General features: G+C 65.6%; 18 protein-coding genes and 1 riboswitch. Of the genes, 13 read left to right on the top strand and 5 right to left on the bottom strand.

All coding sequences use genetic code 11. The annotated features are described in order from the left end of the window. Positions 1 to 18: 18 nt before the first annotated feature. A complete protein-coding gene (coaA, locus tag JN302_RS05725; RefSeq protein WP_202310613.1) occupies positions 19 to 978 on the top strand; it encodes a type I pantothenate kinase in 960 nt (319 codons plus the stop codon). A gap of 15 nt (positions 979 to 993) precedes the next feature. Here the strand turns inward: coaA and JN302_RS05720 are convergent, their stop codons facing one another. The 3 genes from JN302_RS05720 to arfB all read right to left on the bottom strand — a co-directional run bounded on the left by JN302_RS05720 (position 994) and on the right by arfB (position 2,830). Next, the gene (locus JN302_RS05720; protein WP_202310611.1) at positions 994 to 1,614 is read right to left on the bottom strand and encodes an alpha-ketoglutarate-dependent dioxygenase AlkB; all 621 of its coding nucleotides are present in this window, start codon (positions 1,612 to 1,614) and stop codon (positions 994 to 996) included. Positions 1,615 to 1,778: 164 nt separating this feature from the next. Continuing rightward, entirely contained in the window at positions 1,779 to 2,297 is a 519-nt protein-coding gene (gene lysM, locus JN302_RS05715) for a peptidoglycan-binding protein LysM (protein WP_202310609.1), read from the bottom strand. Between the two features lie 95 nt (positions 2,298 to 2,392). Next, positions 2,393 to 2,830 (bottom strand): alternative ribosome rescue aminoacyl-tRNA hydrolase ArfB, encoded by a 438-nt coding sequence (arfB, locus tag JN302_RS05710; protein ID WP_202310607.1) that lies wholly within the window; start codon positions 2,828 to 2,830, stop codon positions 2,393 to 2,395. 112 nt (positions 2,831 to 2,942) lie between these two features. Beyond that, positions 2,943 to 3,047, top strand: a riboswitch (SAM-I-IV-variant riboswitch). A 44-nt stretch (positions 3,048 to 3,091) separates the two neighbouring features. Between arfB and metA the strand changes: the two genes are divergently transcribed. Continuing rightward, complete coding sequence (gene metA / locus JN302_RS05705) at positions 3,092 to 4,009, top strand: homoserine O-acetyltransferase MetA (RefSeq protein WP_202310605.1); 918 nt, start codon at positions 3,092 to 3,094, stop codon at positions 4,007 to 4,009. A gap of 93 nt (positions 4,010 to 4,102) precedes the next feature. Here metA and JN302_RS05700 read toward each other — a convergent pair whose 3' ends face one another. Next, the gene (locus JN302_RS05700) at positions 4,103 to 4,771 is read right to left on the bottom strand and encodes a nitroreductase family protein (RefSeq protein ID WP_202310603.1); all 669 of its coding nucleotides are present in this window, start codon (positions 4,769 to 4,771) and stop codon (positions 4,103 to 4,105) included. An 89-nt stretch (positions 4,772 to 4,860) separates the two neighbouring features. Beyond that, positions 4,861 to 6,471 (bottom strand): phosphoenolpyruvate carboxykinase, encoded by a 1,611-nt coding sequence (locus tag JN302_RS05695; RefSeq protein ID WP_202332265.1) that lies wholly within the window; start codon positions 6,469 to 6,471, stop codon positions 4,861 to 4,863. A 364-nt stretch (positions 6,472 to 6,835) separates the two neighbouring features. Between JN302_RS05695 and JN302_RS05690 the strand changes: the two genes are divergently transcribed. From JN302_RS05690 to addA, 11 genes are all read left to right on the top strand, one after another. Next, positions 6,836 to 7,537: a response regulator transcription factor gene (locus tag JN302_RS05690; RefSeq protein ID WP_202310601.1), complete on the top strand. Its 702-nt coding sequence runs from the start codon at positions 6,836 to 6,838 to the stop codon at positions 7,535 to 7,537. Between the two features lie 20 nt (positions 7,538 to 7,557). After that, complete coding sequence (locus tag JN302_RS05685) at positions 7,558 to 9,339, top strand: sensor histidine kinase (RefSeq protein WP_202332264.1); 1,782 nt, start codon at positions 7,558 to 7,560, stop codon at positions 9,337 to 9,339. A gap of 51 nt (positions 9,340 to 9,390) precedes the next feature. Next, on the top strand, positions 9,391 to 9,846 hold the full coding sequence (locus JN302_RS05680; RefSeq protein ID WP_202332263.1) for an HPr kinase/phosphorylase: 456 nt from the start codon (positions 9,391 to 9,393) through the stop codon (positions 9,844 to 9,846). A gap of 163 nt (positions 9,847 to 10,009) precedes the next feature. Continuing rightward, on the top strand, positions 10,010 to 10,411 hold the full coding sequence (locus JN302_RS05675; protein ID WP_202310598.1) for a PTS sugar transporter subunit IIA: 402 nt from the start codon (positions 10,010 to 10,012) through the stop codon (positions 10,409 to 10,411). Then, positions 10,408 to 10,710, top strand: coding sequence for an HPr family phosphocarrier protein (locus JN302_RS05670; RefSeq protein ID WP_202310597.1), 303 nt, complete (start codon positions 10,408 to 10,410; stop codon positions 10,708 to 10,710). The genes JN302_RS05675 and JN302_RS05670 overlap by 4 nt, the downstream gene beginning before the upstream one ends. Positions 10,711 to 11,202: 492 nt before the next feature. Further along, positions 11,203 to 12,600: an adenosylhomocysteinase gene (gene ahcY, locus JN302_RS05665; protein ID WP_202310596.1), complete on the top strand. Its 1,398-nt coding sequence runs from the start codon at positions 11,203 to 11,205 to the stop codon at positions 12,598 to 12,600. Between the two features lie 202 nt (positions 12,601 to 12,802). After that, complete coding sequence (locus tag JN302_RS05660) at positions 12,803 to 15,367, top strand: sensor histidine kinase (RefSeq protein WP_202332262.1); 2,565 nt, start codon at positions 12,803 to 12,805, stop codon at positions 15,365 to 15,367. A gap of 8 nt (positions 15,368 to 15,375) precedes the next feature. Beyond that, on the top strand, positions 15,376 to 16,938 hold the full coding sequence (tsaE, locus tag JN302_RS05655; protein ID WP_202332261.1) for a tRNA (adenosine(37)-N6)-threonylcarbamoyltransferase complex ATPase subunit type 1 TsaE: 1,563 nt from the start codon (positions 15,376 to 15,378) through the stop codon (positions 16,936 to 16,938). Next, positions 16,935 to 17,669, top strand: a complete 735-nt coding sequence (locus JN302_RS05650; RefSeq protein ID WP_202332260.1) for a nucleotidyltransferase family protein — start codon at positions 16,935 to 16,937, stop codon at positions 17,667 to 17,669. Before tsaE ends, JN302_RS05650 begins: the two co-directional genes overlap by 4 nt. Next, the gene (gene addB, locus JN302_RS05645; RefSeq protein WP_202332259.1) at positions 17,666 to 20,785 is read left to right on the top strand and encodes a double-strand break repair protein AddB; all 3,120 of its coding nucleotides are present in this window, start codon (positions 17,666 to 17,668) and stop codon (positions 20,783 to 20,785) included. Before JN302_RS05650 ends, addB begins: the two co-directional genes overlap by 4 nt. Next, on the top strand, positions 20,782 to 24,297 hold the full coding sequence (addA, locus tag JN302_RS05640) for a double-strand break repair helicase AddA (RefSeq protein ID WP_202332258.1): 3,516 nt from the start codon (positions 20,782 to 20,784) through the stop codon (positions 24,295 to 24,297). The genes addB and addA overlap by 4 nt, the downstream gene beginning before the upstream one ends. Positions 24,298 to 24,311 lie beyond the last annotated feature (14 nt).

Genomic DNA, 24,311 nt, shown 5'->3' with positions numbered 1-24,311 from the left:
ACGAGGGGTCGCGCATTGATGGATCAGCTTGTTCGAACCGAGAAGTACTCACCCTACAGATTCTTCTCGGCCGAACGATGGGCGGAGTTCCGGGCCGATACGCCGCTCACCCTTACCGCCGACGAAGTTCGCAGGCTGAGCTCTCTCTATGATCCGATCGACCTCGACGAGGTCCGCAGGATCTACCTCTCGATGTCGCGCCTGCTGTCCTACCACGTGGAGTCCAGCCAGCTTCTGTTCCATCGCCGCAAGCTCTTCTTCAATGCCGACAATGTGGTGAAGACACCCTTCATCATCGGCATGGCCGGGTCGGTGGCAGTCGGCAAGTCGACCACGGCGCGCGTGCTGAAGGAGCTCCTGGCCCGCTGGCCGTCGAGTCCGAAGGTCGATCTCGTCACCACTGACGGCTTCCTCTATCCGAATGAGGTGCTGCGCCGCGAAAACCTCATGGAGCGCAAAGGTTTCCCCGATTCTTACGATGTCGGCGCGCTGCTGCGTTTCCTGTCGGCCATCAAGTCCGGCCAGCCAAACGTACGGGCGCCGATCTATTCGCACCTCACCTATGACGTCATGCCGGGCGAATTCGTCACCATCGATCGGCCGGATATCCTCATCTTCGAGGGCCTGAACGTGCTGCAGCCGCGCGAACTGCCGAGGGACGGCAAGTTCGTACCTTTCGTCTCCGATTTCTTCGACTTTTCGATCTATATCGACGCCGAGGAGGAGTTGATCCACAATTGGTACATCGCCCGCTTCATGCGGCTGCGAGAGACGGCCTTCCGTAATCCTCAATCCTTCTTCCATCGCTATTCGCAGCTTTCGGAAGACGCCGCCCGCGCAATCGCCGAAGGGCTGTGGAGCAACATCAACCTGAAGAACCTGCGGGAGAACATTCAGCCGACGCGCCCGCGCGCCGACCTCATCCTGAGGAAAGGCGTCGATCACCTCGTCGAGGAGGTCGCTCTCAGGAAGCTCTGACGCCGGGCTGCACGATCATCGTCCGGACAGAGTCACGCGCCTAAGCGTGAGGTTGATGCGCCCGCCATTCTTGAGCAAGGTCGAGGTCGACGGGTAGATGCGGTCTACGCCGTGGAAGGCCAGCCGTCCTTCGCCGCCGAGCACGACGAGATCGCCGCTCTTCAACTGGAAGGATATTGTGCGGCCGTCGCGCCGTGTCTGCCCGACACGGAACAGGCAAGTGTCGCCGAGCGAGATCGAGACCACGGGAGCGGCAAATTCCGCTTCGTCGCGGTCCTGGTGCAGACCCATTTTCGCATCCTCGCTGTAGAAATTGACGAGGCATGCCTCGGGTGGGTGCGGATAGCCGGAAACCGCTTCCCAGATCCGCAGCAGGCGATCGGGGATCGGCGGCCAGGGTTGGCCGGTCATCGGATGCGTGGCCTGGTAGCGATAGCCGCGATCCTGATCCGTCACCCAGCCGAGCGTGCCGCAATTGGTCATGCGCACGCTCATCGGCTTGCCGGTGCGCGGCATCACCGGCGTATAGAGAGGAGCATTCTGGACGACGTCGCGTATTTCGGCGACGAGCGCCTCCTGCGCCTCGCGGTCGAGGAAATCCGGCATGTGCCTGACGCCCTTCGGCAGAACCTGCATGGTGTCGCTCCCGCTATGCCAATAGGCCTGGATGTCGACACATCCAGGCGCGGCGCGCAGTCGCGCGCCGATTTCATCGGCCGCTCGCATTACTCTCGGGTCAATCAGAAACGGCGGCCCGAGGCCGCCGTGCTGCAGGCTTTGTGAGACGGCCGCCACCCGTTTCAGGCTTCGGCGAGATCCGGGATGCGCAGCACCTGCCCCGGATAGATCTTGTCCGGATGCGTCAGCATCGGCTTGTTGGCCTCGAAGATGATGTTGTTCTTGGCGCCCTTGCCCTTGCCGTAGTGGTGTTCGGCGATCTTCCACAAATTGTCGCCCTTCTTGACCGTGTAGAAGACCGGCTGTTTTGCCGGCGTGGCCGCCTTGACCAGGGCCGTCATGTCCGCATTGGCGTCGAGTTTCAGCCCGGAATCCGGCGCGACAACCTTGAGTTCGCCGGCCTCGACCTTGGTGATGCCCAGCGTATTGCCGACGGCGATGACCGCCTTCTCGAAGACGGACTGGTCGGAGACGACACCCTTGAGGATCGCCTTGTCGCCCTGGACCTCGACTTCCACCTTGTCCGTGCCAAGCTTGTAGGAATCGAGTTCCTGCTTCAGCTCTTCCGGCTTCGGCGCCTCGTCGTCACCGCCGAAGCCGAGCTTCTTGCCGACATTCTTCACGAAATCAAACATGCCCATGGCAGGTTCTCCTCTTGCCGCATGAAATCGCGCCCGACTGTTGCATCCGCCCCCGCAAATTGGAAGGCAGGAAATCTGCCGGCCGCGGCGAGCCGTCATTCCCCGTCGACGCGGCCGCGCAGCTTCTTGACTGTCGACCGCCCGGCCTTGGATTTCAGCCGGCGCTCGACGGCGCCCTTGGACGGCTTGGTCTTCTTGCGCGGCGGAGGCGGCGGCTCGGCCGCCCTGGCGACGAGCGCGGTCAGCCGCGCCCTGGCGTCCGCCCGGTTCTGCTCCTGCGTGCGGAAGCGCCCCGCCTCGATAACGACGATGCCTTCCTTGGTGGCGCGCTGGCCGGCAAGCCTGATCGTTCGCTCGCGCACCCTGTCCGAAAGCCCTGCCGCATTGCGGGCGTCGAAGCGCAACTGCACGGCGGTCGCTACCTTGTTGACGTTCTGTCCGCCCGGTCCGGAGGAACGGATGAAGGTCTCGGTGAGATCGGCCGGGTGAATCACGGCATCCGCGGCGATGATGATCTTGTCGTCGAAGTTCATGCTGCAAGTGATGCCGCGACCCACCGAAAAAGGAAAGGGCCGCCATGCGCGGGCGGCCCCTGCGGCAGCGCGGCAGGTCCATTGAAATTTCGCGCGGCGCCCGCTAGATGTGTCGCCACATCAAGAGTTGGGCCGACGCCCAACGCCAACCTGCTCCCCGGGCAAGGTGGCGCTCCCCAGGGAGGATGTGGCCGAACCGGCAACCAACGGGTCACGCCACAGCGTCTGTCCTACTCGCCGCAACTGAAGGACAGCAGGCAAATGCCGATAAAGATACCTAACGATCTTCCCGCCCGCGCCACACTGGAAGCGGAAGGCGTGATGGTGATGCGCGAGGCGGATGCGATCCGCCAGGACATAAGGCCGCTGCACATAGCCCTGCTCAACCTGATGCCCAACAAGATCAAGACCGAGACGCAGATCGCCAGGCTGCTGGGCGCGACGCCGCTCCAGGTGGAACTGACGCTGGTGAAGATGACCAATCACGTCGCGCGCAATACGCCGAGCGAACACATGATATCGTTCTACCGCGACTGGGAAGCGGTCCGTTCGGAGAAGTTCGATGGCTTCATCACGACCGGCGCCCCGGTGGAGACAATGCCGTTCGAGCAGGTGACCTACTGGGATGAGCTGCGTCGCGTCTTTGACTGGACGCAGACCAATGTCCACAGCACCTTCAACATCTGCTGGGGTGCGCAGGCCGCGGTCCACCATTTCCATGGCATGCCCAAATACCAGCTGCCCGAGAAGGCGTTCGGCGTCTATCGTCACCGCAACCTCGCACCGGCCTCCCCCTATCTCAGAGGGTTCTCCGACGATTTCTCGATCCCCGTCTCGCGCTGGACCGAAGTCCGCCGCGAGGACATCCCGCAGGACAGCGGCATGGACGTGCTGATGGAATCGGACGAGGCGGGCCTGTGCCTGCTGGATGATCCGGTCCACCGGTCGCTCCATATGTTCAACCATATCGAGTATGATTCCGGCTCGCTCGGCGACGAATATTTCCGGGATCGCGCCGCGAACAAGCCGATCGCGCTGCCGCGGAACTATTTCCCGAAGGACGATCCGGACCGGCGTCCGGAGAATCGCTGGCGCAGCCAGGCCCACCTGCTTTTCGGAAACTGGATCAACCAACTTTATCAGACGACGCCTTTCGACATCTCCCGGATCGGAGAATAGGAGCCTTGAGCCGGGGGAGCCGATCAGTTTACCGGGCAGAACCGGGCTGGCATGCGGCCCGGCGGGTTGACCGAGCCGCTTGGTCGGTGGCTGCTATTCCCGCCAGACGATGACTTCGTCGGCCCGCTTGCGTGCGATGTCGGGAACCTGAGCATCTTCGGCCGGGTAGCCGGCGACGAGCAGGATCAACGCTTTCTCGCTTTCCGGCCGGCCGCAGATGGCGTTGAGGAAACCCATGGGCGACGGAGTGTGGGTCAGTGTCGCCAGGCCGGCATTGTGCAGGCTGGCGATCAGCAGGCCCGTCGCGATGCCGACCGATTCCGGCACGTAATAGTGCTTCGTGCGTTTGCCGCCCGGGCCGACGCCGTAGCGCTGCGCGAAGATTGCGATCAGCCAGGGCGCCGTTTCGAGAAAGGGCTTGTTGGCGTCGGTGCCGATCGGCGCCAGCGCCTCCAGCCATTCCGTGGAGGCCCGGCCGGCATAGAAGGTTCGCTCCTCCTCTTCGGCGGCCAGCCTGATTTCGTGCTTGGTGGCCGGGTCCGCAATACACACGAAGGTCCAGGGCTGCTGGTTGGCGCCGGATGGTGCCGTGGCCGCCGTCATGACGCATTGTTCGATCAGGGCACGCGGCACCGGCCGGTCGGAAAAGTCGCGAACGGTGCGCCGCCGCGTCATCAGCTCGCGGAATTCGAGCGCCCGCTCGTTCATCTCGTCCGTCGGGAGCTCCCGAAAGGAGAGCGGCACTTGTCTGTTGTGTTTCATGGCATCCTCCACGGTCCGGATGCGCCATTCCGGCGAAAAAGAAAAGGCCCGGACGTGCCGGGCCTTTCGAAGAACGATCATATGGCGACCTACTCCGCTGCCTCCAGGACGCGCGGCGCGGCACCCAGCACGCTGGCGTCGACATGGGCTTCGAACTTGCCGAAATTGTCGACGAACATGCCGACCAGGCGACGGGCCTGGTTGTCGTAGGCGGCCTTGTCGGCCCAGGTCGAGCACGGGTCGAGGATCGCCGGATCGACGCCGGGCACGGCGACCGGCACGGCGAATCCGAAATTGGGATCGGTCCTGAATTCAGCGCCCTTGAGGGAGCCGTCGAGTGCGGCTGCAAGCAAAGCCCGCGTCGCCTTGATCGGCATGCGCCTGCCAGTGCCGTAGGCGCCGCCGGTCCAGCCGGTATTGACGAGCCAGCAGTCGACGCCGTGCTCGGCGATGAGCTGGCGCAGGAGATTGCCGTATTCGGACGGATGGCGCGGCATGAAGGGTGCGCCGAAGCAGGTCGAGAAGGTCGCTTCAGGTTCGGTCACGCCACGTTCGGTGCCGGCGACCTTGGCCGTGTAGCCCGAAAGGAAGTGGTACATGGCCTGCGCCGGCGTCAGCTTTGCGATCGGCGGCATGACGCCGAAAGCGTCTGCGGTCAGCATGATGACGTTCTTCGGATGACCCGCCCGGCCCGTAGCGCTGGCATTGGGGATGAAATCCAGCGGATAGGCGCAACGCGTGTTCTCGGTCAGGCTCCCGTCGTCGAAATCGGGCTGACGCGCGTCGTCGAGAATGACATTCTCGAGCACCGTTCCGAAACGCTGCGTCGTGGCATGGATCTCAGGTTCGGCCTCGGCCGACAGGCGGATCGTCTTGGCGTAGCAGCCGCCCTCGAAATTGAAGATGCCGTCCGGCCCCCAGCCGTGCTCGTCGTCGCCGATCAGGGTGCGCGACGGATCGGCCGACAAGGTCGTCTTGCCGGTTCCGGACAGACCGAAGAACACGGCCGAGCGGCCATCGTCGTCGACATTGGCCGAGCAGTGCATCGGCATCACGCCCCGCGCCGGGAGCATGTAGTTGAGCGCGGTGAACACCGACTTCTTCATCTCGCCGGCATAGGCGGTGCCGCCGATCAGCACGATCATGCGGGTCAGGTCCACGGCGATCACGGTCTCGGTGCGCGTGCCGTGGCGCGCCGTGTCGGCGCGGAAGGACGGCAGGTCGATGATCGTCATGTCAGGCACGAAGCCGGCCAGCTCCTCGGCTTTCGGCCGGATCAGCAGGTTGCGGATGAACAGCGAGTGCCAGGCGAATTCGGCGATCACGCGGGTGGGCAGGCGGTGGGCCGTATCGGCGCCGCCGACCAGATCCTGCACGAAAAGATCCTTGCCCTGGGCATGCGCCAGGAAGTCGGCGAGCAGCGTGTCGAATTGCTCCTGCTCGATCGGCTTGTTGTTGTCCCACCAGACATGCGGGTCGGTCCCGGCGTCGCGCAGCACGAACTTGTCCTTGGGGGAACGGCCGGTGTGCTGGCCCGTGTAGGCGACGAGCGCGCCCTGCGCCGTGACCCGCGCCTCGCCGCGGCGCAACGCTTCCTCATAGAGTTCGGCGGCACCCAGATTGTAGTGCACGGTACCCGGATTGCCGATTCCCGCCTTGTCGATCCCGCAGGCGGGATTGCGTTTGCCGATCTCGTTCATACTCGCTCCCAAGCCTATAACGCTGGACCTGTCCGGGCGGTTGCCGGACCTCGGAAAATAGCCTCCAGAAGGGGGCACAAAAATGGTGAGAAACAGAAAAGGTCAGTGATTTCAAATCATTAATCGATTTAAAATTTTCAAAATCGTTTAAACCGTTTATATCTGTAGAAAATCTCGGCGGCCTGCCCAAGGAATGGGCGCAGTCGGTCGTCTCAATGGGCGGTCGAATTGTGGCCAGGTCCTTGGCGGAAGCACTTGCCGCCTGGAAGCCGAGGGCCTATGCCACATTTTGTACCTAATTTGTACGCCAATAGCCCCTTCCTCACGATGGAAGGGACACCCGCTTATGAGGGAGCCGCTTGACATGGCAACAATCGCGCTTGTCGACGACGATCGTAACATCCTGACGTCTGTTTCGATCGCGCTCGAATCGGAAGGGTACCGCGTCGAGACCTTCACCGACGGGGCCTCCGCCCTCGAGGGGCTTACCGCACGGCCGCCGAATCTCGCGATCCTCGACATCAAGATGCCGCGTATGGATGGCATGGAGCTCTTGCGCCGGCTACGCCAGAAGACCGATCTTCCCGTTATCTTCCTGACCTCGAAGGACGACGAGATCGACGAGCTCTTCGGCCTCAAGATGGGCGCCGACGACTTCATCCGCAAGCCGTTCTCACAGCGCCTGCTCGTCGAGCGAGTCAAGGCCGTGCTGCGCCGCGCCAGCGCCCGCGACGCCGCCGCCAAGGCGCCGAGCCAGCAGGCCCGTTCGCTGGAGCGCGGCCAGCTCGTCATGGACCAGGAGCGGCACACCTGCACTTGGAAGGGCGAGCCGGTGACGCTGACGGTCACGGAGTTCCTGATCCTGCATTCGCTCGCGCAGCGCCCCGGCGTGGTGAAAAGCCGCGACGCGCTGATGGATTCGGCCTATGATGAACAGGTTTATGTCGACGACCGGACGATCGACAGCCACATCAAGAGGCTGCGCAAGAAGTTCAAGGCCGTCGACGACGATTTCGACATGATCGAAACCCTCTATGGCGTAGGATATCGCTTCCGCGAGGCGTGAGGGCCGGGAAACGCTAGCCGATGGCGGTTGATGCAGAGCTCAAGAAACCGGTGATCGCTGTGAAGCGGGCCGTCCGGCGGCCCGCCCATCTGGCGCGGGTGACGGTTCCGCTGCGCCGCTTTCTCGGCCACCACATCTTCTCCAGTCTCACCCGGCGCATCCTCTTTCTCAACCTTGCCGCGCTCGGCGTGCTCGTCGTCGGCATCCTTTATCTCAACCAGTTCCGGGACGGACTGATCGACGCGCGGGTCGAAAGCCTGATGACCCAAGGCGAGATCATCGCCGGCGCCATCGCCGCCTCGGCGACGGTCGAGACCGATTCGATCAGCATCGATCCCGAGAAGCTGCTGGAGCTCCAGGCCGGCGAAAGCCTGGCGCCGGGCTCCGATCAGCTCGACAGCCTGGACTTTCCGATCAATCCCGAGCGTGTCGCGCCGGTACTGCGCCGTCTTATCTCGCCGACCCGCACCCGCGCGCGCATCTACGACCGAGACGCCAACCTGCTCCTCGATTCCCGGCATCTCTATTCGCGCGGCCAGATCCTGCGCTACGACCTGCCGCCGATCCAGGAGGAGGAGCCCGACCTGTTCGAGCGCGTCCAGAAGTTCGTCTTCGACTTCTTCCGCAACGGAGACCTGCCCGTCTACAAGGAGCAGCCCGGCGGCAACGGCGCCGCCTTCCCTGAAGTGCTCAACGCGCTCACCGGCAGCCCCGCTACTGTCGTCCGCATCAGCGAGCAGGGCGAGCAGATCGTCTCCGTCGCTGTCCCCGTCCAGCGTTTCCGCGCTGTTCTCGGCGTACTGATGCTCAGCACGCAGGGCGGCGACATCGACAAGATCGTGGCGGCCGAACGCAAGGCGATCCTCCGGGTGTTCGGCGTGGCCGCGCTCGTCAATGTGGTTCTGTCGCTGCTGCTCGCCTCGACCATCGCCAACCCGCTGCGGCGCCTGGCTGCCGCGGCCGTGCGCGTGCGGCGAGGGGTCAAGAGTCGCGAGGAGATCCCCGATTTCTCCGACCGCCAGGACGAGATCGGCAATCTGTCGATCGCCGTGCGCGACATGACCAACGCGCTCTATGCGCGGATCGAGGCGATCGAGAGCTTTGCGGCTGATGTCTCGCACGAACTGAAGAATCCGCTCACTTCGCTGCGCAGCGCCGTCGAGACGCTGCCGCTCGCCAGGAACGAGAATTCGCGCAACCGGCTGATGGAGATCATCCAGCATGACGTGCGCCGCCTCGATCGGCTGATCACAGACATTTCCGACGCTTCCCGGCTCGACGCCGAGCTGGCGCGCGAGGACGCCGCCCGGGTCGACCTGAAGAAGTTCGTCACCGATCTGGTCAATGTTTCCCGCGAGGCGAGCCGCCACAAGAAGGCGGTCGAGATCGAGTTCCGCGCGTCCAGGCTGCCGCAGGGCGTGAAGGGTTATTTCGTGGTGGGCCACGACCTTCGCCTGGGCCAGGTCATTACGAATCTGATCGAGAACGCCCGTTCCTTCGTCCCGGATGAAAACGGCCTCATCACGATCTCGTTGTCGCGTGCCGGCAAGCACAACGTCATCACCGTCGAAGACAACGGGCCGGGCATCCGCGCCGAGAACATCGACCGCATCTTCGAGCGCTTCTACACCGACCGTCCCGCCGGGGAGGCCTTCGGCCAGAATTCGGGACTCGGCCTGTCGATCAGCCGCCAGATCGTGGAGGCCCATGGCGGGACGCTCACGGCCGAGAACATCTCAGGCACAAAGCCGGGCGACATCAAGGGCGCCCGTTTCGTCGTCACTCTTCCGGCCGAAGGATGATCGCGGATGATGTGCCCGGCGCATGATGCTTTTCGCCCTTCGCGGTAGCTGATGAGGGCCGGCAACATTCACGCCACGGCCGTTCTGCTGGGCGACCGCGGCATCCTCGTCCAGGGTGATTCGGGTTCGGGAAAATCGACGCTGGCGCTCACCCTTGTCGCTGAATCCACCCGCGCCGGCCGTTTCGCGCGGCTGGTGGCCGACGACCGGGTGCTGATCGAGGCGATCCGAGGACGGCTCGTGGCGCGCCCGCTCGGGAGCATCGCCGGCCTTGCCGAAGTCCACGGGCTCGGCCCGCGTGGGATGGAGCATGAGGGCGCGGCCGTCATCGATCTGGTGGTCAGGCTTGTCGAAAAGCCGTCGGCGCCGCGTTTCCAGGAAGACAGGCGGATAGCCTTGGCCGGCCTGAGCCTGCCGGCGCTCGATCTCGAAGCCCGCAACATTGCCGCATCCGCAGCCGTGGTCCTGGCCTGGTTGCGTCAGCCACCCATGTCGGGGGATGGCTGAGGCATATGCGTGACACTCTGCGGCAAAATGGCTCAAGCAAGACCAATTTTGGGCTTGTCAACGGAACGCGCGTCGACAAGATAGCGCTCCTGCCGCGCGGCGAGGGCCGTAATCGGACGAGAAGATGCGCCCGCGAGGGGCGCCTGACGGGAGCCAAAGCAGAATGATCGGACTCGTGCTGGTCACGCACGGTCAGCTGGCCGAGGAATTCCGCCACGCCGTAGAACATGTCGTCGGACCGCAGGAGAGCTTCGAGACCGTCTCGATCGGCGCCGACGACGACATGGAGCAGCGCCGGCAGGACATCGTCGACGCGGTCGCGCGTGCCGATACCGGCGCCGGCGTGATCATTCTCACCGACATGTTCGGGGGCACGCCTTCCAACCTGGCCATCTCCGTGATGGAGGCGGGTCGGATCGAGGTCATTGCCGGCATGAACCTGCCCATGCTGATCAAGCTTTCCGGTGTGCGCAAGGGCGACAACATGGCCCAGGCGCTCGACGAGGCGCAGATGGCCGGCCGCAAATACATCAATGTCGCCAGCCAGTTGCTGACGAGCAAATGAGCGGTGAACAGGTGCTGGCCAAGGACCATGGCATAACCCGCGAATTCCTGATCGTGAACCAGCGCGGCCTGCATGCACGCGCCTCGGCCAAGTTCGTCCAGCTCGTCGGCAGCTTCCAGTCGGACATCCACGTGGAGAAGGACGGCATCTCCGTCGGCGGCACGTCGATCATGGGGCTCATGATGCTGGCCGCATCGCCGGGCTGCACCATCAAGGTGACGGCATCGGGACCCGACGCCGACGAGGCGATGGATGCGCTCGAAGAGCTGATCGCTTCGCGCTTCGGCGAGGAGATCTGATACCCGACGGTCGATGAAATCGACCGTTGGAGCGGGCGACTGCGCGGCCCAAGCCTGTCGGCGCGCCGCGCGTCCACTTGGATGCGCAGGACGCTCTGACACTATTGAGTGCCGTATCGCGCTTTCCGAAAATCGAACGCGATTTTCGAGCCGATGCGGTAGCATCGTAAGCCGAGTGCCCGCCCGCAGAGAACGCGACGGCGATTGAGCCGGGTGGATTGGGCGGCATCCACCTCACTGGATGCCCCAGGCATCCGCGCCCTTTGGTAGGGCCCGCCGGGAGGCTCACACCTCCGCGACATATGCACGAATAAAGATTTCTTTATATCCCATTGTCGAAATCGGGGCGATCTGCTAGTCAGACGCCATCTCGCGCCTGCCGGATCCGCTTGAACGCACCTTGGCGCGCGGGGCATCGGGGCGGATACGCATGACGGTTCCCGGTCGTGCCGGTGCCCGACACGTGAGACAGAGCATTCATGGAGAACTGCCGTGGCAGCCAAGGACTACGTCGTCAAAGACATTTCGCTGGCCGATTGGGGCCGCAAGGAAATCGAGATCGCCGAAACCGAGATGCCGGGCCTGATGGCTTGCCGTGAGGAATTCGGCGAAGCCAAGCCGCTCAAGGGCGCCCGTATCTCCGGTTCCCTGCATATGACCATCCAGACGGCCGTGCTCATCGAGACGCTGAAGGCGCTCGGCGCCGATGTCCGCTGGGCGTCATGCAATATCTTCTCGACCCAGGACCATGCCGCGGCGGCGATCGCCGAAGCCGGCATCCCTGTCTTCGCCGTCAAGGGCGAATCGCTCGAAGAATATTGGGAATACACCGACAAGATCTTCCAGTGGGCCGACGGCGGCTCGTCGAACATGATCCTCGATGACGGCGGCGATGCCACCATGTACATCCTCATCGGCGCGCGCGCCGAAGCCGGCGAGGATGTATTGTCCAGGCCCGGCAGCGAGGAAGAGGAGATACTCTTCGCCCAGATCAGGAAGCGCATGGCCGCGACGCCGGGCTTCTTCGCCAGGAACAAGCAGGCGATCCGCGGCGTGACCGAGGAGACGACGACGGGCGTCAACCGCCTGTACCAGCTTCAGAAGAAGGGCCTGCTGCCCTTCCCTGCGATCAACGTCAACGACAGCGTCACCAAGTCGAAGTTCGACAACAAATATGGTTGCAAGGAATCGCTGGTCGACGGCATCCGTCGCGCCACCGACGTCATGATGGCCGGCAAGGTCGCCGTGGTCTGCGGCTACGGCGACGTCGGCAAGGGCTCTGCCGCCTCGCTCAAGGGCGCCGGCGCGCGCGTCAAGGTCACCGAGATCGATCCGATCTGCGCGCTGCAGGCCGCGATGGACGGTTTCGAGGTCGTCACCCTCGAAGATGCCGCCCCGACCGCCGACATCGTGATCACCACGACCGGCAACAAGGACGTCATCACCCTCGATCACATGCGCCAGATGAAGGACATGGTGATCGTCGGCAATATCGGCCACTTCGACAACGAGATCCAGGTCGCCGCGCTGCGCAACCTGAAATGGACCAACATCAAGCCGCAGGTCGACCTCGTCAATTTTCCTGACGGCAAGCGCATGATCCTGCTTTCGGAAGGCCGCCTGCTCAATCTCGGCAACGCCACGGGCCATCCGAGCTTCGTCATGTCGGCGTCCTTCACCAACCAGGTGCTCGCCCAGATCGAGCTCTGGTCGAAGCCGGGCCAGTACGAGAACCAGGTCTATGTGCTGCCGAAGCATCTCGACGAGAAGGTGGCGCGCCTCCATCTCGACAAGCTCGGCGCGAAGCTCACCGAGCTTTCCGGCGAACAGGCGGCCTATATCGGCGTGACGACACAGGGTCCGTTCAAGCCGGAGCACTACAGGTACTAATTCTTTCCAAGATACCTACAAGATATTGAAGCCGGGCAGTTGACTTTCTGCCCGGCTTCTTTTTTGCGCGCCCGCCTTCTTCACGGCGATTCGCCCACCGGTTATTGTGCGCTGATTCGCGATGCCCTTCGTCCGGGGTCCGGGGACAACAGGGCCACGCAAAAGGGCAGTCTTGCATTCAGGCGGCGGAGAGGAACAAGACATGCCGGGCGAAGACCCGCTTCAGGCGGGAAGGGCCGTAACCGGCGGCCACGACGATTCGAGCGGCGATGCCGGCAGGGCGCCGGAATCGGAACTCTTGCGCTCCGCGCGACACATGCTTCCGGCTGCGGCCGGCCTCGCTCTCCCGATGGTGCCGCTCGTCGCCCACGCCCAGCAGCGCGCCGCCGCATTTCCCGTCGGTACATTCGAAATCGTTCAGGGTTCCGTCTTCGCCGGCGTGCTTGGGGCGGCATTGCTTTCGGCGTTCTGGCTGATCCGCGAGCGCACCCGCATCGCCCGGGAGAATGCCGAGCTGCGCGGGCGTGTCGCCGATCTCAATGCTTCGCTGCATCGCACCGAGGCCCTGCTCAACCTGCGCGACCAGCGTGTCGTCGTCTGGGCCGGCGACGACCGCAAGGCCGAGCTGCTCGGCGCCCTTCCGGCGGAGAGCGGCGCGCCGGACGATCGCGCGGCCTTCCTCGCCTTCGGCCGCTGGCTTTCGCCCCGCTCCGCCGCCGCGCTCGAACACGCTGTGATGGGGCTTCGGGAGAAGGCGGTCTCGTTCGACCTGACCATCGAGACACAGGCCGGGGCGCCGCTGGAGGTCCAGGGACGCAAGAGCGCCCGCCACGCCTTCGTGCGCTTCGTCTCGCTGTCGGAAGCGCAGCGCCTGCATGCGCATATGCGGCTCGAGAACCAGCGCCTCGCCTCCGACTATGAGGTCCTGCTCGGCCTGATCGATGCGCTGAAGATGCCGTTCTGGCTGCGCGCCGCGGACGGCCGCCTGAAATGGGTGAACCGCGCCTATGCGGAGGCGGTCGAGGCAGAGGGCCAGGACATGGCGGTTCGCGAGTCCCGGGAACTTCTCGGGACCCAGTCGCGCGCGAACATCGCGGACCAGCATCTCGTCCGGCCCGTGTTCGAGCAGACCGTGTCGACGGTCATCCATGGGGATCGCCGCATGTTCGCGATCACAGATTTCGCCAGCCGCGAAGGCTCTGCCGGCATCGCCGCCGATCTCAGCGACGCCGAAAACATCCGTGAGGAATATGAGCGCACCGTGCGTAGCCACGCCGACACGCTTGATCAGCTCAACACGGCGGTGGCGATCTTCGACCAGCAGGAGAAGCTGCGCTTCTTCAACCAGGCCTTCCAGAAGCTGTGGGGGCTCGACCAGGCGTTCCTGGAAAGCGCGCCTGACAATGCGCTGCTTCTCGACAGGCTGCGCAGTGAAGGAAGGATCGCCGAGCAGCCCGAATGGCGGCGCTGGAAGGAAACCGTCCTCGGCGCCTATCGTTCGCTCGATCCCCAGGAACATTGGTGGCACTTGCCCGACGGCCGCACGATCCGCGTCGTCGCCAATCCGCAGCCCAAGGGCGGCGTGACCTGGCTGTTCGAGAATCTCACGGAAAAGATCGACCTCGAAAGCCGCTACAACACCGCGGTCCGGGTCCAGGGTGAGACGCTCGACAATCTGGCCGAAGGCGTCGCCGTGTTCGGCCCCGACGGCCGTATCCGCCTGTCGAATCCGGCCTTCGCCAGCCTGTGGGGGCTTCCCCCGGAAAAGGCGGAGCGCAACACTCATATCACGGCGATCCGGGCCGAATGCGACCGTCTCGCAGTCGACAGCCCCTGGGGCGGCTTTGTTGCGTCGGTGACCGGTTTCGACGACGAGCGCCGCGACGGGCATGGCCAGGCCGAGCTGCGAAACGGCACCGTGCTGCGATACGCCGTCATCCACCTGCCCAACGGCCAGGTCATGATGACCTTTGTCGACGTGACCGACAGCGTCAATGTCGAGCGCGCGCTGAAGGACAAGAACGAGGCGTTGCAGAAGGCCGACCAGCTCAAGAACGATTTCGTACAGCATGTCTCCTACGAACTGCGCTCGCCTTTGACCAACATCATCGGCTTCACTGAACTCCTGACGCTGCCGGGCACCGGCGACGGTCCGGGCTCCGGCCCGCTGACGCCGCGCCAGCGCGAATATATCGATCACATCTCCTCCTCCTCGTCGGTGCTCCTGACGATCGTCAACGACATATTGGACCTGGCGACGGTCGATGCCGGCATCATGGAGCTCGACATCGGAGAGGTGCGTGTGGAGCACACGATCTCCGCCGCGGCCGACCTCGTCGCCGAAAGGCTGCGCGAGCATTCGATCGCGCTGCGGCTCGACGCCGCCCGTGCGCCGAACACCTTCGCCGGCGACGAGAACCGCATCCGGCAGATCCTGTTCAACCTGCTGAGCAATGCGGCCAACTATGCGCCGGAGGGCGGCACCATCACGCTCTCCTGCAGGATGGCCGGCGGCTCGATCGAGTTCGCCGTGCATGACGACGGGCCCGGCATGTCGCCGGAGGTCCTGGACACCGTGTTCCGGCGTTTCGAGACCCACAGCAATGGCGGGCGCCGCCGCGGGGCCGGCCTCGGCCTGTCGATCGTCAAGAGTTTCGTCGAGCTGCATGGCGGCACGGTCGCGATCGATACAGGCAGCGGGCGCGGCACCACCGTCATTTGCCGCTTCCCCCTCGCGCCGTCGGGTGTCAAGGTCGCGGCGGAGTAACAGTCGGCATGGCCGTCCTCGAACGCCGTCTTCCCGATGAGCAGGCGACGACTCGCCTCGGCGGGGATATCGCGGCCGCCCTGCGGCACGGCGATGCCATTGCCCTGCGTGGAGATCTCGGCGCCGGCAAGACCACGTTGGCGCGAGGCCTGATCCGCGCGCTGGCCGGCGATCCGGACCTGGAGGTCCCGAGCCCGACCTTCACCCTGGTGCAGGCCTACGACACGCAAATACCCGTCCAGCATTTCGACCTCTATCGGCTCGCGGCACCCGATGAACTCGACGAACTCGGTTTCGACGAGGCCCTGGCCGCCGGCGTCGCGCTGGTAGAATGGCCGGAAAAGGCCGGTGACCGCCTGCCCGCCGACATGGTCGTCGTTGAGCTCGCCGACGCCGGCGAGGGGCGTGTCGCCACGATCAGGGGGCCGGACGGCGCGGTCGACCGCATCGGCCGCTCGCTGTCGATCCGCGATTTCCTCGATCGCTCTGGCTGGCACGGAGCCAGCCGCAGCCACCTCGTCGGGGACGCCTCGGCCCGCTCCTATGAGACCGTGAGCCTTCCCGGCCGTCCCGACCGCGTGCTGATGAATTCCCCTGGCCTGGTGCTCGGTCCGCCTGTGCGCGACGACAAGCCCTATGCGGTGATCGCCCGCAGCGCGCAGTCGGTCCATGCCTTCGTCGCTGTCGCCCGGCTGCTGCGGGACGCCGGCGTCTCGGTGCCGGAGATATATGCGGGGAATCTCGATCAGGGCTTCCTGCTGATCGAGAATCTCGGTTCGGGCAGTTTCCTCGACGCCCAGGGTGCGCCGATACGCGAGCGCTACGAGGCGGCGGCCCGGCTGCTCGCCTTCATGCATGAAAGGAACTGGCCGGATCGCGCCGAGGCGGCCCCCGGCGTGGAGCATGTGATCCCGCCATTCGATCGCGACGCGATGATGATCGAGGCAGAGCTTCTGATCGACTGGTACCTGCCCTTCGTGACGGGTCGTCCGGCGAGCGAAGCCGATGTCGAGGGTTTCCGCGATGCCTGGAGCGCGGCCTTCGACCGGCTTGCCGGCAAGGAGACGAGCCTCATGATGCGCGACTTCCATTCGCCGAACATCATCTGGCGGGCGGAACGCGAAGGGCACGATCGGCTGGGCATCATCGACTTCCAGGATGCCCTGATCGGACCGGCCGCCTATGATGTCGCCTCGCTGGCGCTCGATGCGCGCGTCACCATTCCGCCCGATATCGAGAAGGCGACCGTCGACGCTTATGTCACGGCGCGGCTCGCTGCGTCCGTCACGGCGCGGCTTGCCGCGTCCGTCGCGGCACGCGACAGCGCGTCCGCCGCGGCTCCTTTCGACCGCGCGGCCTTCGACGAGGCCTACGCGATCATGGGCGCGCAGCGGAATTCCAAGATTCTCGGCATCTTCGTGCGGCTCGACCGCCGCGACGGCAAGCCGGTCTATCTGAGGCATCTGCCGCGCATCCGTGACTATGTCAGGCGCACGCTCGGTCACCCGGCGCTGGCCGAAGTCCGCGACTTCTACCACCGCACCGGTCTCGTCGAGGAACCGAAATCATGACGGCCGGGAGCTTGCCCGATATCGCGATGGTGCTCGCCGCCGGCCTCGGCAAGCGCATGCGGCCGATCACGGAGACCATTCCCAAGCCGCTGGTGCGGATCGCGGGCAAAACGCTTCTCGACTGGGGCCTGGACAGCCTCGTTGCGGCCGGGGTCGAGCGCGCGGTGGTCAATGTCCATCACTTTCCCGAACAGGTCGTGGCCCATCTCGCCGGCCGGTCTCGGCCCAAGGTCACGGTCTCCGACGAAAGTGGCCGTCTGCTCGATTCCGCTGGCGGCGTCGTCAAGGCGTTGCCGCTCCTCGGACCTTCGCCCTTCTTCATCCTCAATGCCGACACCTTCTGGATCGACAGGTCGCAATCGAACCTCGCGTCGCTCGCCCTTGCCTGGGATGCGGCCGCGATGGATATTCTGATCATGCTTGCGGATTTTCAGTCGGCGACGGGCCATTCCGGCAAGAGCGATTTCCTGCTCGGCCTGGACGGGCGCCTCGCGCGGTCGGGCGGCGCACCCGAAGGGCTGATCTATGCCGGCGCGGCGATCGTGCACCCGTGCATCTTTGCGGGTGCGAATGCCGAGCCGCATTCCCTCAACCTTTATTTCGACCGTGCGATCGCCGCCGGTCGGTTGTTCGGCCACCGGATGGATGGCCGTTGGATCACGGTCGGAACGCCTGAGGCCATTGCGCAGGCCGAAGCAGCCGTGGCGAAGGCTCTGGCCGAAGGACGATGAGGCCGAAGGTCTTTTCGATCCCGCCGGGTGTTCGATTTCTGCCGACGCTCGCCGAGGCGCTGATGTCGGGAGAGCTGGTTCCCGGTTTCCGCTTCGACGGCGACCCGCTGAAGCTCGCCGACGCCACCATCTATGTTCCGACCCGGCGTGCGGCGCGAGAGCTGAGGAGTGCCTTTGTCGACCTCGCCGGCGGCCGGTCGGCGATCCTTCCCGTTATCCGCGCGCTCGGCGAATTCGACGAGGACGAGGCCGCGTTCGAAGGGACCGGTGCGGACGACATGACCCTGCCGCCGCCGATCGCTCCGATCGAGCGCCTGCTGCTGCTCGCCCCGCTGGTGCGCGCCTGGAAACGCAAGCTTCCCGCGCATGTCGCCGCCCTCTACGCGGAGGACGTGATCGTGCCGGCCTCCTCGGCCGACTCGGTCTGGCTCGCGCGCGATCTTGCCGTCCTGATGGACGAGATCGAGACGGAAGGTGCGGACTGGGGCCGACTGGGCGAATTGGTGTCGGGCAATCTCGCCGGCTGGTGGCAGGTGACTCTGAACTTCCTGGAAATTGTCACGACGGCCTGGCCGCAGGCGCTCGCCGAGCGCGACCGCTCGAATCCGGCCGCGCATCGTGATGCGCAGATACGAGCCGAGGCGAGACGGCTGGAACGCAACCCGCCCACTGGGCCGGTGGTGGCTGCCGGCTCCACCGGTTCGATCCCCGCGACGGCCGAGTTGTTGTCGGTGATCTCCAGGCTGCCAGGCGGAGCCGTGGTGCTGCCGGGCCTCGACAAGCGGCTCGACGAAAGATCCTGGTCTCTGCTGCGCGGTGCGACGCCGAAGCCCTCGGTGTTCGGCCATCCTCAATATGGCTTGGCCAAGCTCGCCGACAAGATCGGCGTGGCGCGCGACGAGGTCGAGGAGATCGGCCAGCCCGGGTCACGGCTGGGGCTGCGCGCGGCGATCCTCAGCCAGGCCTTGCGGCCGGCCGAAACCACCGATCTCTGGGCCGAAGCCCGCGACGCTTTGCGCGGCGAGGAAGCCGAAGCGGCCCTCGCGGGCATAACCCTGCTCGAAGCCGCCAATGAGCGCGACGAGGCGATCGCGGTGGCCATCGCCTTGCGGCTGGCTGTCGAGCAGCCGGGAAAGACGGCCGCACTCGTCACCGCCGACCGCAACCTGGCGCGGCGCGTCTCGACCGAACTGCTGCGCTTCGGCATACGCGCCGACGATTCGGGCGGCACCCCGCTGGTCCAGACGGCGCCGGCCACGCTGGCCGGCCTCATGCTGCAAGCTGTGTTCCGGCCGGGCGATCCGGTGCCCGTCCTGTCCCTGCTGAAACATCCCCTGCTCGGCCTCGGCCTCGAACGCGCCACGGTGCGGCGTGCCGCCGAGACGATCGAGCTGGTTGCCTTGCGCGGCGGAACCGGCCGTCCTGACATTGCCACGCTGGCGGATGCGTTCCGGTATCGCCTCGGCCAGCTCGCCGGCGACGGCCGCAAGCCGTTCTGGTATGACCGAATGTCGGCGCGTCGCATGGCAGAAGCGCAAGAGCTGCTTAGCCGGCTTTCTATCGTGCTTGCGCCCCTCGTCGCGCAGCGCGGCCAGCCGTCGGCGACGCTCGCCGAACTCCTGCGGACGACCATCGTCGCGATGGAGGGTCTGGCCCGCAGCGCGTCCGGCGACGTCTCCGCGCTTTATGCGGGCGATGCCGGCGACAAGTTCGCTGCCCTTCTGCGGTCGCTGCTTTCCGCCGACGCCGCCTTCGAGCTCGCCGCCGACGAATGGCCCGACGTCATGGTGGCGCTGGTCGCGCCCGAGGTCGTGAAGCCCGCCGCCGGCGGCGATGGCCGGGTGTCGATCTGGGGCGCGCTGGAAGCGCGTCTCCAGGCGGTCGACACACTGGTTCTGGGTGGGCTCAACGAGGGTTCCTGGCCGCGCCGGGCAGAGGCCGACCGGTTCATGTCGCGGATGATGAAGACGGGCCTCACGCTCGAGCCGCCGGAACGCCGCATCGGCCAGGCCGCGCACGACTTCATGATGGCGATGGGCACCGAAAGGGTGATCCTGACGCGTGCGGCCCGTGCCGGCGATGCGCCGGCGGTCGCGTCGCGATGGTTGCAGAGGCTGCTCACCTATGCCGGGCCGGAACTGGCCGAGGCGTTGCGGCGACGCGGCCAGGACTATCTTTCCTACGCCAGACAGATCGACGAGGGGCCTCGGCAGGCCTACGCGCCCAGGCCGAGCCATGCGCCGCCGCTCGAAGCGCGGCCGCGCCGCTTCTCGGTGACCGAGATCGAGACGCTGCGCCGCGACCCCTACGCCGTCTATGCGCGCAGGGTGCTCGATCTTTTCCCGGTCGAACCATTGGTGCGGGATCCTGGTGCGGCCGAACGCGGCACGCTGTTCCACGAGATCCTGCACCGCTTCGTTGCTTCCGGCGCCGATCCCTATGCGGCCGATGCGACCGAGCGCCTGCTCGCCTGCGGCCGGGCGGCTTTCAGTGAGGCAGCGCTTCCTCCCGATGTCGAGGCCGTCTGGTGGCCGCGATTCCTGGCCATGGCCGGCAATATCGTCGCGTGGGAACGCGGCCGGGGTGACCAGACGACGGCGCGGCATTCGGAGGTGAGGGCCGAGCCGCTGGTGGTTGGCGCGAGCGGTGTCACGCTTTCCGGCTACGCGGACCGCATCGACCTTCTCGCCGCCGGCTTCGCCGACATACTCGACTACAAGACCGGCATGTCGCCGTCGCGCGGCCAGGCCCACACATTGCTTGCGCCGCAGCTCGCTTTGGAGGCCGGGCTTCTATTGCGTGGCGCCTTCGTTTCCCTCGGCAAGAGAACCCCTTCCCGCCTCGCTTATGTCAGGCTGAAGCCCAATGGCGAGGTCGAGGAGGAGTCGATCCTGGAATTCCACAAGCAGCTGCGCACGGCCGACGACCTTGCCAACGACGCCTGGCAGCGAATGGAAAAGCTCTTCGAATACTACAACAGTCCGGCCACGGGCTATCTCTCCCGGGCCCTGCCCTTCCGCGAGGGCGAGACCGACGGCGACTATGATCATCTGGCGCGTGTGCTGGAATGGTCGGCCGGTGGAGACGACGGTTCCGACGGCGGAGAGGCATCGTGAAGAAGGCCTACCCCATCCCGCAGGAGACGGCCGAGCGGCAGGCGATTGCCGCGGACCCTCGCTACTCGGTCTGGGTGTCCGCCAATGCCGGTTCCGGCAAGACGCATGTCCTGTCGCAGCGTGTGATCCGTCTGCTGCTGGAAGGAACCGATCCTTCCAAGATCCTCTGCCTGACCTATACGCGGGCCGCGGCGGCCAACATGGCGAACCGCGTGTTCCGCGACCTCGCCGCCTGGGCCGTGCTCGATGAGGCGAGCCTCGCTGCGCAGATCTCCAAGGTCGAAGGCAGGACGCCCACACGTGACCGGCTGCTGCGGGCGCGCCGCCTCTTCGCCGAGGCGCTGGAAACGCCCGGGGGCCTGAAGATCCAGACGATCCATGCCTTCTGCGAGGCGGTGCTTCACCAGTTCCCGCTCGAGGCCAACATCGCCGGGCATTTCGAGATGCTCGACAGCCAGATGGAAGCAGCACTTTTTGCCGAGGCGCGCCGCGACATGATCAGCGGTGCCGCCGGCCCTCAAAACGAAAGCCTCGCCGAAGCCTTCGCCACGGTGCTCGAACGTGGCGGAGAATGGGGCCTCGATGCGCTGCTCGCCGAGATCGTTTCGAAACGTGACGGATTGCGCAAGCTGATTGACCAGATCGGCGGCAATTATGCGGCTCTGTTCGAGGAGTTCGAATTCGACAGGCACGACACCGCCGCCGGCGTCGCTGCTGATGTGTGGCCTCTGCCCGGTTTCTCGCTGGAGCAGTATGCCGAATTTCGCGAGGCGGCGGAGGCGGTCGATGCCCGCAAGGTGCTGGGCGCCATCGTTCCCAACGCCGACCGCGCCTTTGCCGAGCACGATTCCGTCAGGCGGCTTGCCCTGCTCGCGGCCGGCTTCCTGAAGACGGACGGCGATCCCTACGATCCCGTGAAGACATTCAAGAGGGCGCTCCATGATCGCTTGCCCGATCTCGCCGATCGCTACTCGGCGGCCGCCGGTGCTATCGTGGCGGCGCGTGAGCGCCTGGCTCTCTTCCGTATGCTGGAGGGCACCCGGGCAGCGCTCGTCGTCGCCGATTGGCTGATCGCGCGCTATGAGCACCTGAAGAATGCGCGCGGCTTCCTGGATTTCAACGATCTCATCATGCGCACGGTGCGGCTCCTCGCCCGCCGGGATGCCGGCCCCTGGGTCCAGTACAAGCTCGACCAGGGCATCGACCACATCCTCATCGACGAAGCGCAGGACACCAGCCCGCATCAGTGGGAGGTCGTGCGCCGTCTCGCGGAAGAGTTCTTTGCCGGCTATGGATCACGTGAGGGCGCGCATCGAACTGTCTTCGCGGTCGGCGACGAGAAGCAGTCGATCTACTCCTTCCAGGGTGCCGACCCGGCCGCCTTCGCCGAAAGCGGCCATGCCTTTTCGGAAAAGGTGCGGGCTGCGGCGGGCAATTTCGAGCAGGTGCGGCTCACCTGGTCCTTCCGCTCGACCGGCGACGTGCTGGCCGCGGTCGACCGCGTCTTCGAGCGTCCCGACATCCGCAAGGGTCTGACCCGCGACACCGAGGAGATCGACCACAAGGCGATCCGTCATAACGCACCTGGCTATGTCGAGGTCTGGCCGCCGATCGGAGCCGATACGGTCGAGGAGCCTGACGACTGGACCCAGCCGGTCGACCATGCCAGTGCGCCGTCGGTCAAAGTCGCGGAGAATGTCGCCAGGACCATCCAGGGCTGGCTGCAGAGAGGCGAACGCATCGAAGGTACGGGCAAGCGCCTGGCGCCTGGCGACGTGATGGTGCTGGTGCGCAAGCGCGACCGGTTCGTCCACGCTCTGTCGCGAGCGCTGAAGAGCCGCGGCATTCCCGTAGCCGGCGCCGACCGGTTGAGCCTGCCGGGCCACATCGCCGTCAAGGACCTGATCGCGCTCGGCCGGTTCGTGCTGCAGCCGGAAGACGATCTCTCGCTTGCCGCGCTGCTGCGCAGCCCGATCTTCGGCCTGTCCGAGGACGCGCTGTTTGGCCTTTCCTGGGGCCGCGGCAAGGGCGTGTCGCTCCACGCCTCCCTGCTGCGGGCCGGACGCGAGGACCCGTCATTCGCTGACGTCGCGTCCCGGCTGGACGAATGGGCGACCGCGGCCGCCTTCCGGCCGGTCTTCGAATTCTATGCCGGCGTGCTCGGCCGCGATGGCGTCAGAAGCAGGATGATCGCCAGGCTCGGTCACGAGGCGGGTGACATCCTCGACGAGTTCCTGAACTTCTGCCTCGCCCAGGAGCGCACCGGGCTGCCCGGGCTCGAAGCCTTCCTTGCCACGCTGGAGAGCGCCGGCCCGGAGATCAAGCGCGAGATGGACCAGACCCGCGACGAGGTCCGCATCATGACGGTCCATGCCTCCAAGGGCCTGGAGGCGGCGGTGGTCTTCCTGGTCGACAGCGGCAGTGCGGCCTTCAGCGAACAGCACCTGCCGCGGCTGATGCCGTTCGCACCGCGCAACGGCATTTGGCAGGGTGACGGCTATCTCTGGCGCGCGTCGAGCGACGTGGCCAACAGCTTCTCGCGCACAGCCGGCGCACTGGCCAGGGAGAAGGCCGAGGAGGAGTATCGCCGGCTTCTTTATGTCGGCATGACCCGCGCTGAAGACCGGTTGATCGTCTGCGGCTATCACGGCAAGCGCACGCCCGGTCCCATGACCTGGCTCGCGATCGTGAGCGGCGCGCTCGTCGGTGCCGACGAGGCCGAACAGCATATCGAGCCGGCGACCGGCCAGGCAGTTCACCGGTTCCGGATCACACCGCTCTCGACAACCGCTGCGACCGACGCCGCGGTGCCGCGCGATCGGGAACAGACGGGTGCCGTTCTGCCGCAGAGGCTGCGCGAGCCGCTTCCTGCCGCCCCTGCCTTGCCACGGCCGCTCGCGCCGTCAGGTGCTTCGGCCCTGATAGAGGAGGAGCGTCAGGCAGTGATATCGGGCCGGTCGCCGGTGCTCGACGCGGCCGCCGAGCCCACCTTCGCGATCGCGCGCGGCCTTGCCGTCCACCGGCTCCTGCAGATGCTGCCCTCCTTGCCCGCAGCCGAGCGGCTTGCCGCAGGAGGCCGCTATCTCGACCGTATCGGCCGGAAATGGCCCGCTGGAGAAGGGGAGCAGGCGCTGGCTTCGGTGGCACGGATCCTGGAGGACGACCAATTCGCTCCGATCTTCGCGCAGGGCTCGCGCGCCGAGGTGTCGTTGATGGGTACGCTTTCGGTGCGAGGAGCCGAGCGGGCTGTCTCCGGCAAGATCGACCGGCTGGCGGTGATCTGTGAGACGGTGCTGATCGCCGACTACAAGACCAATCGGCCCGCCCCTTCCACGCTCGCCGAGGTGCCGCCGGGCTATGTGGCCCAGCTCGCGCTCTACCGGGCGCTGCTCGCGCCGATCTATCCGGGGAAACGCATCGCCGCCGCCCTCGTCTTCACCGAGGCGCCGCGCCTGATCGCCGTCCCGGAAGACGTGATGGACGAGGCCCTTGTCCGACTCACACAGGCGTGACACAAGAGCTGCTT

The organism is Mesorhizobium sp. L-8-3 (genome assembly GCF_016756615.1).
Taxonomy (GTDB): Bacteria; Pseudomonadota; Alphaproteobacteria; order Rhizobiales; family Rhizobiaceae.
This window is presented reverse-complemented; position numbering and strand designations above follow the sequence as displayed.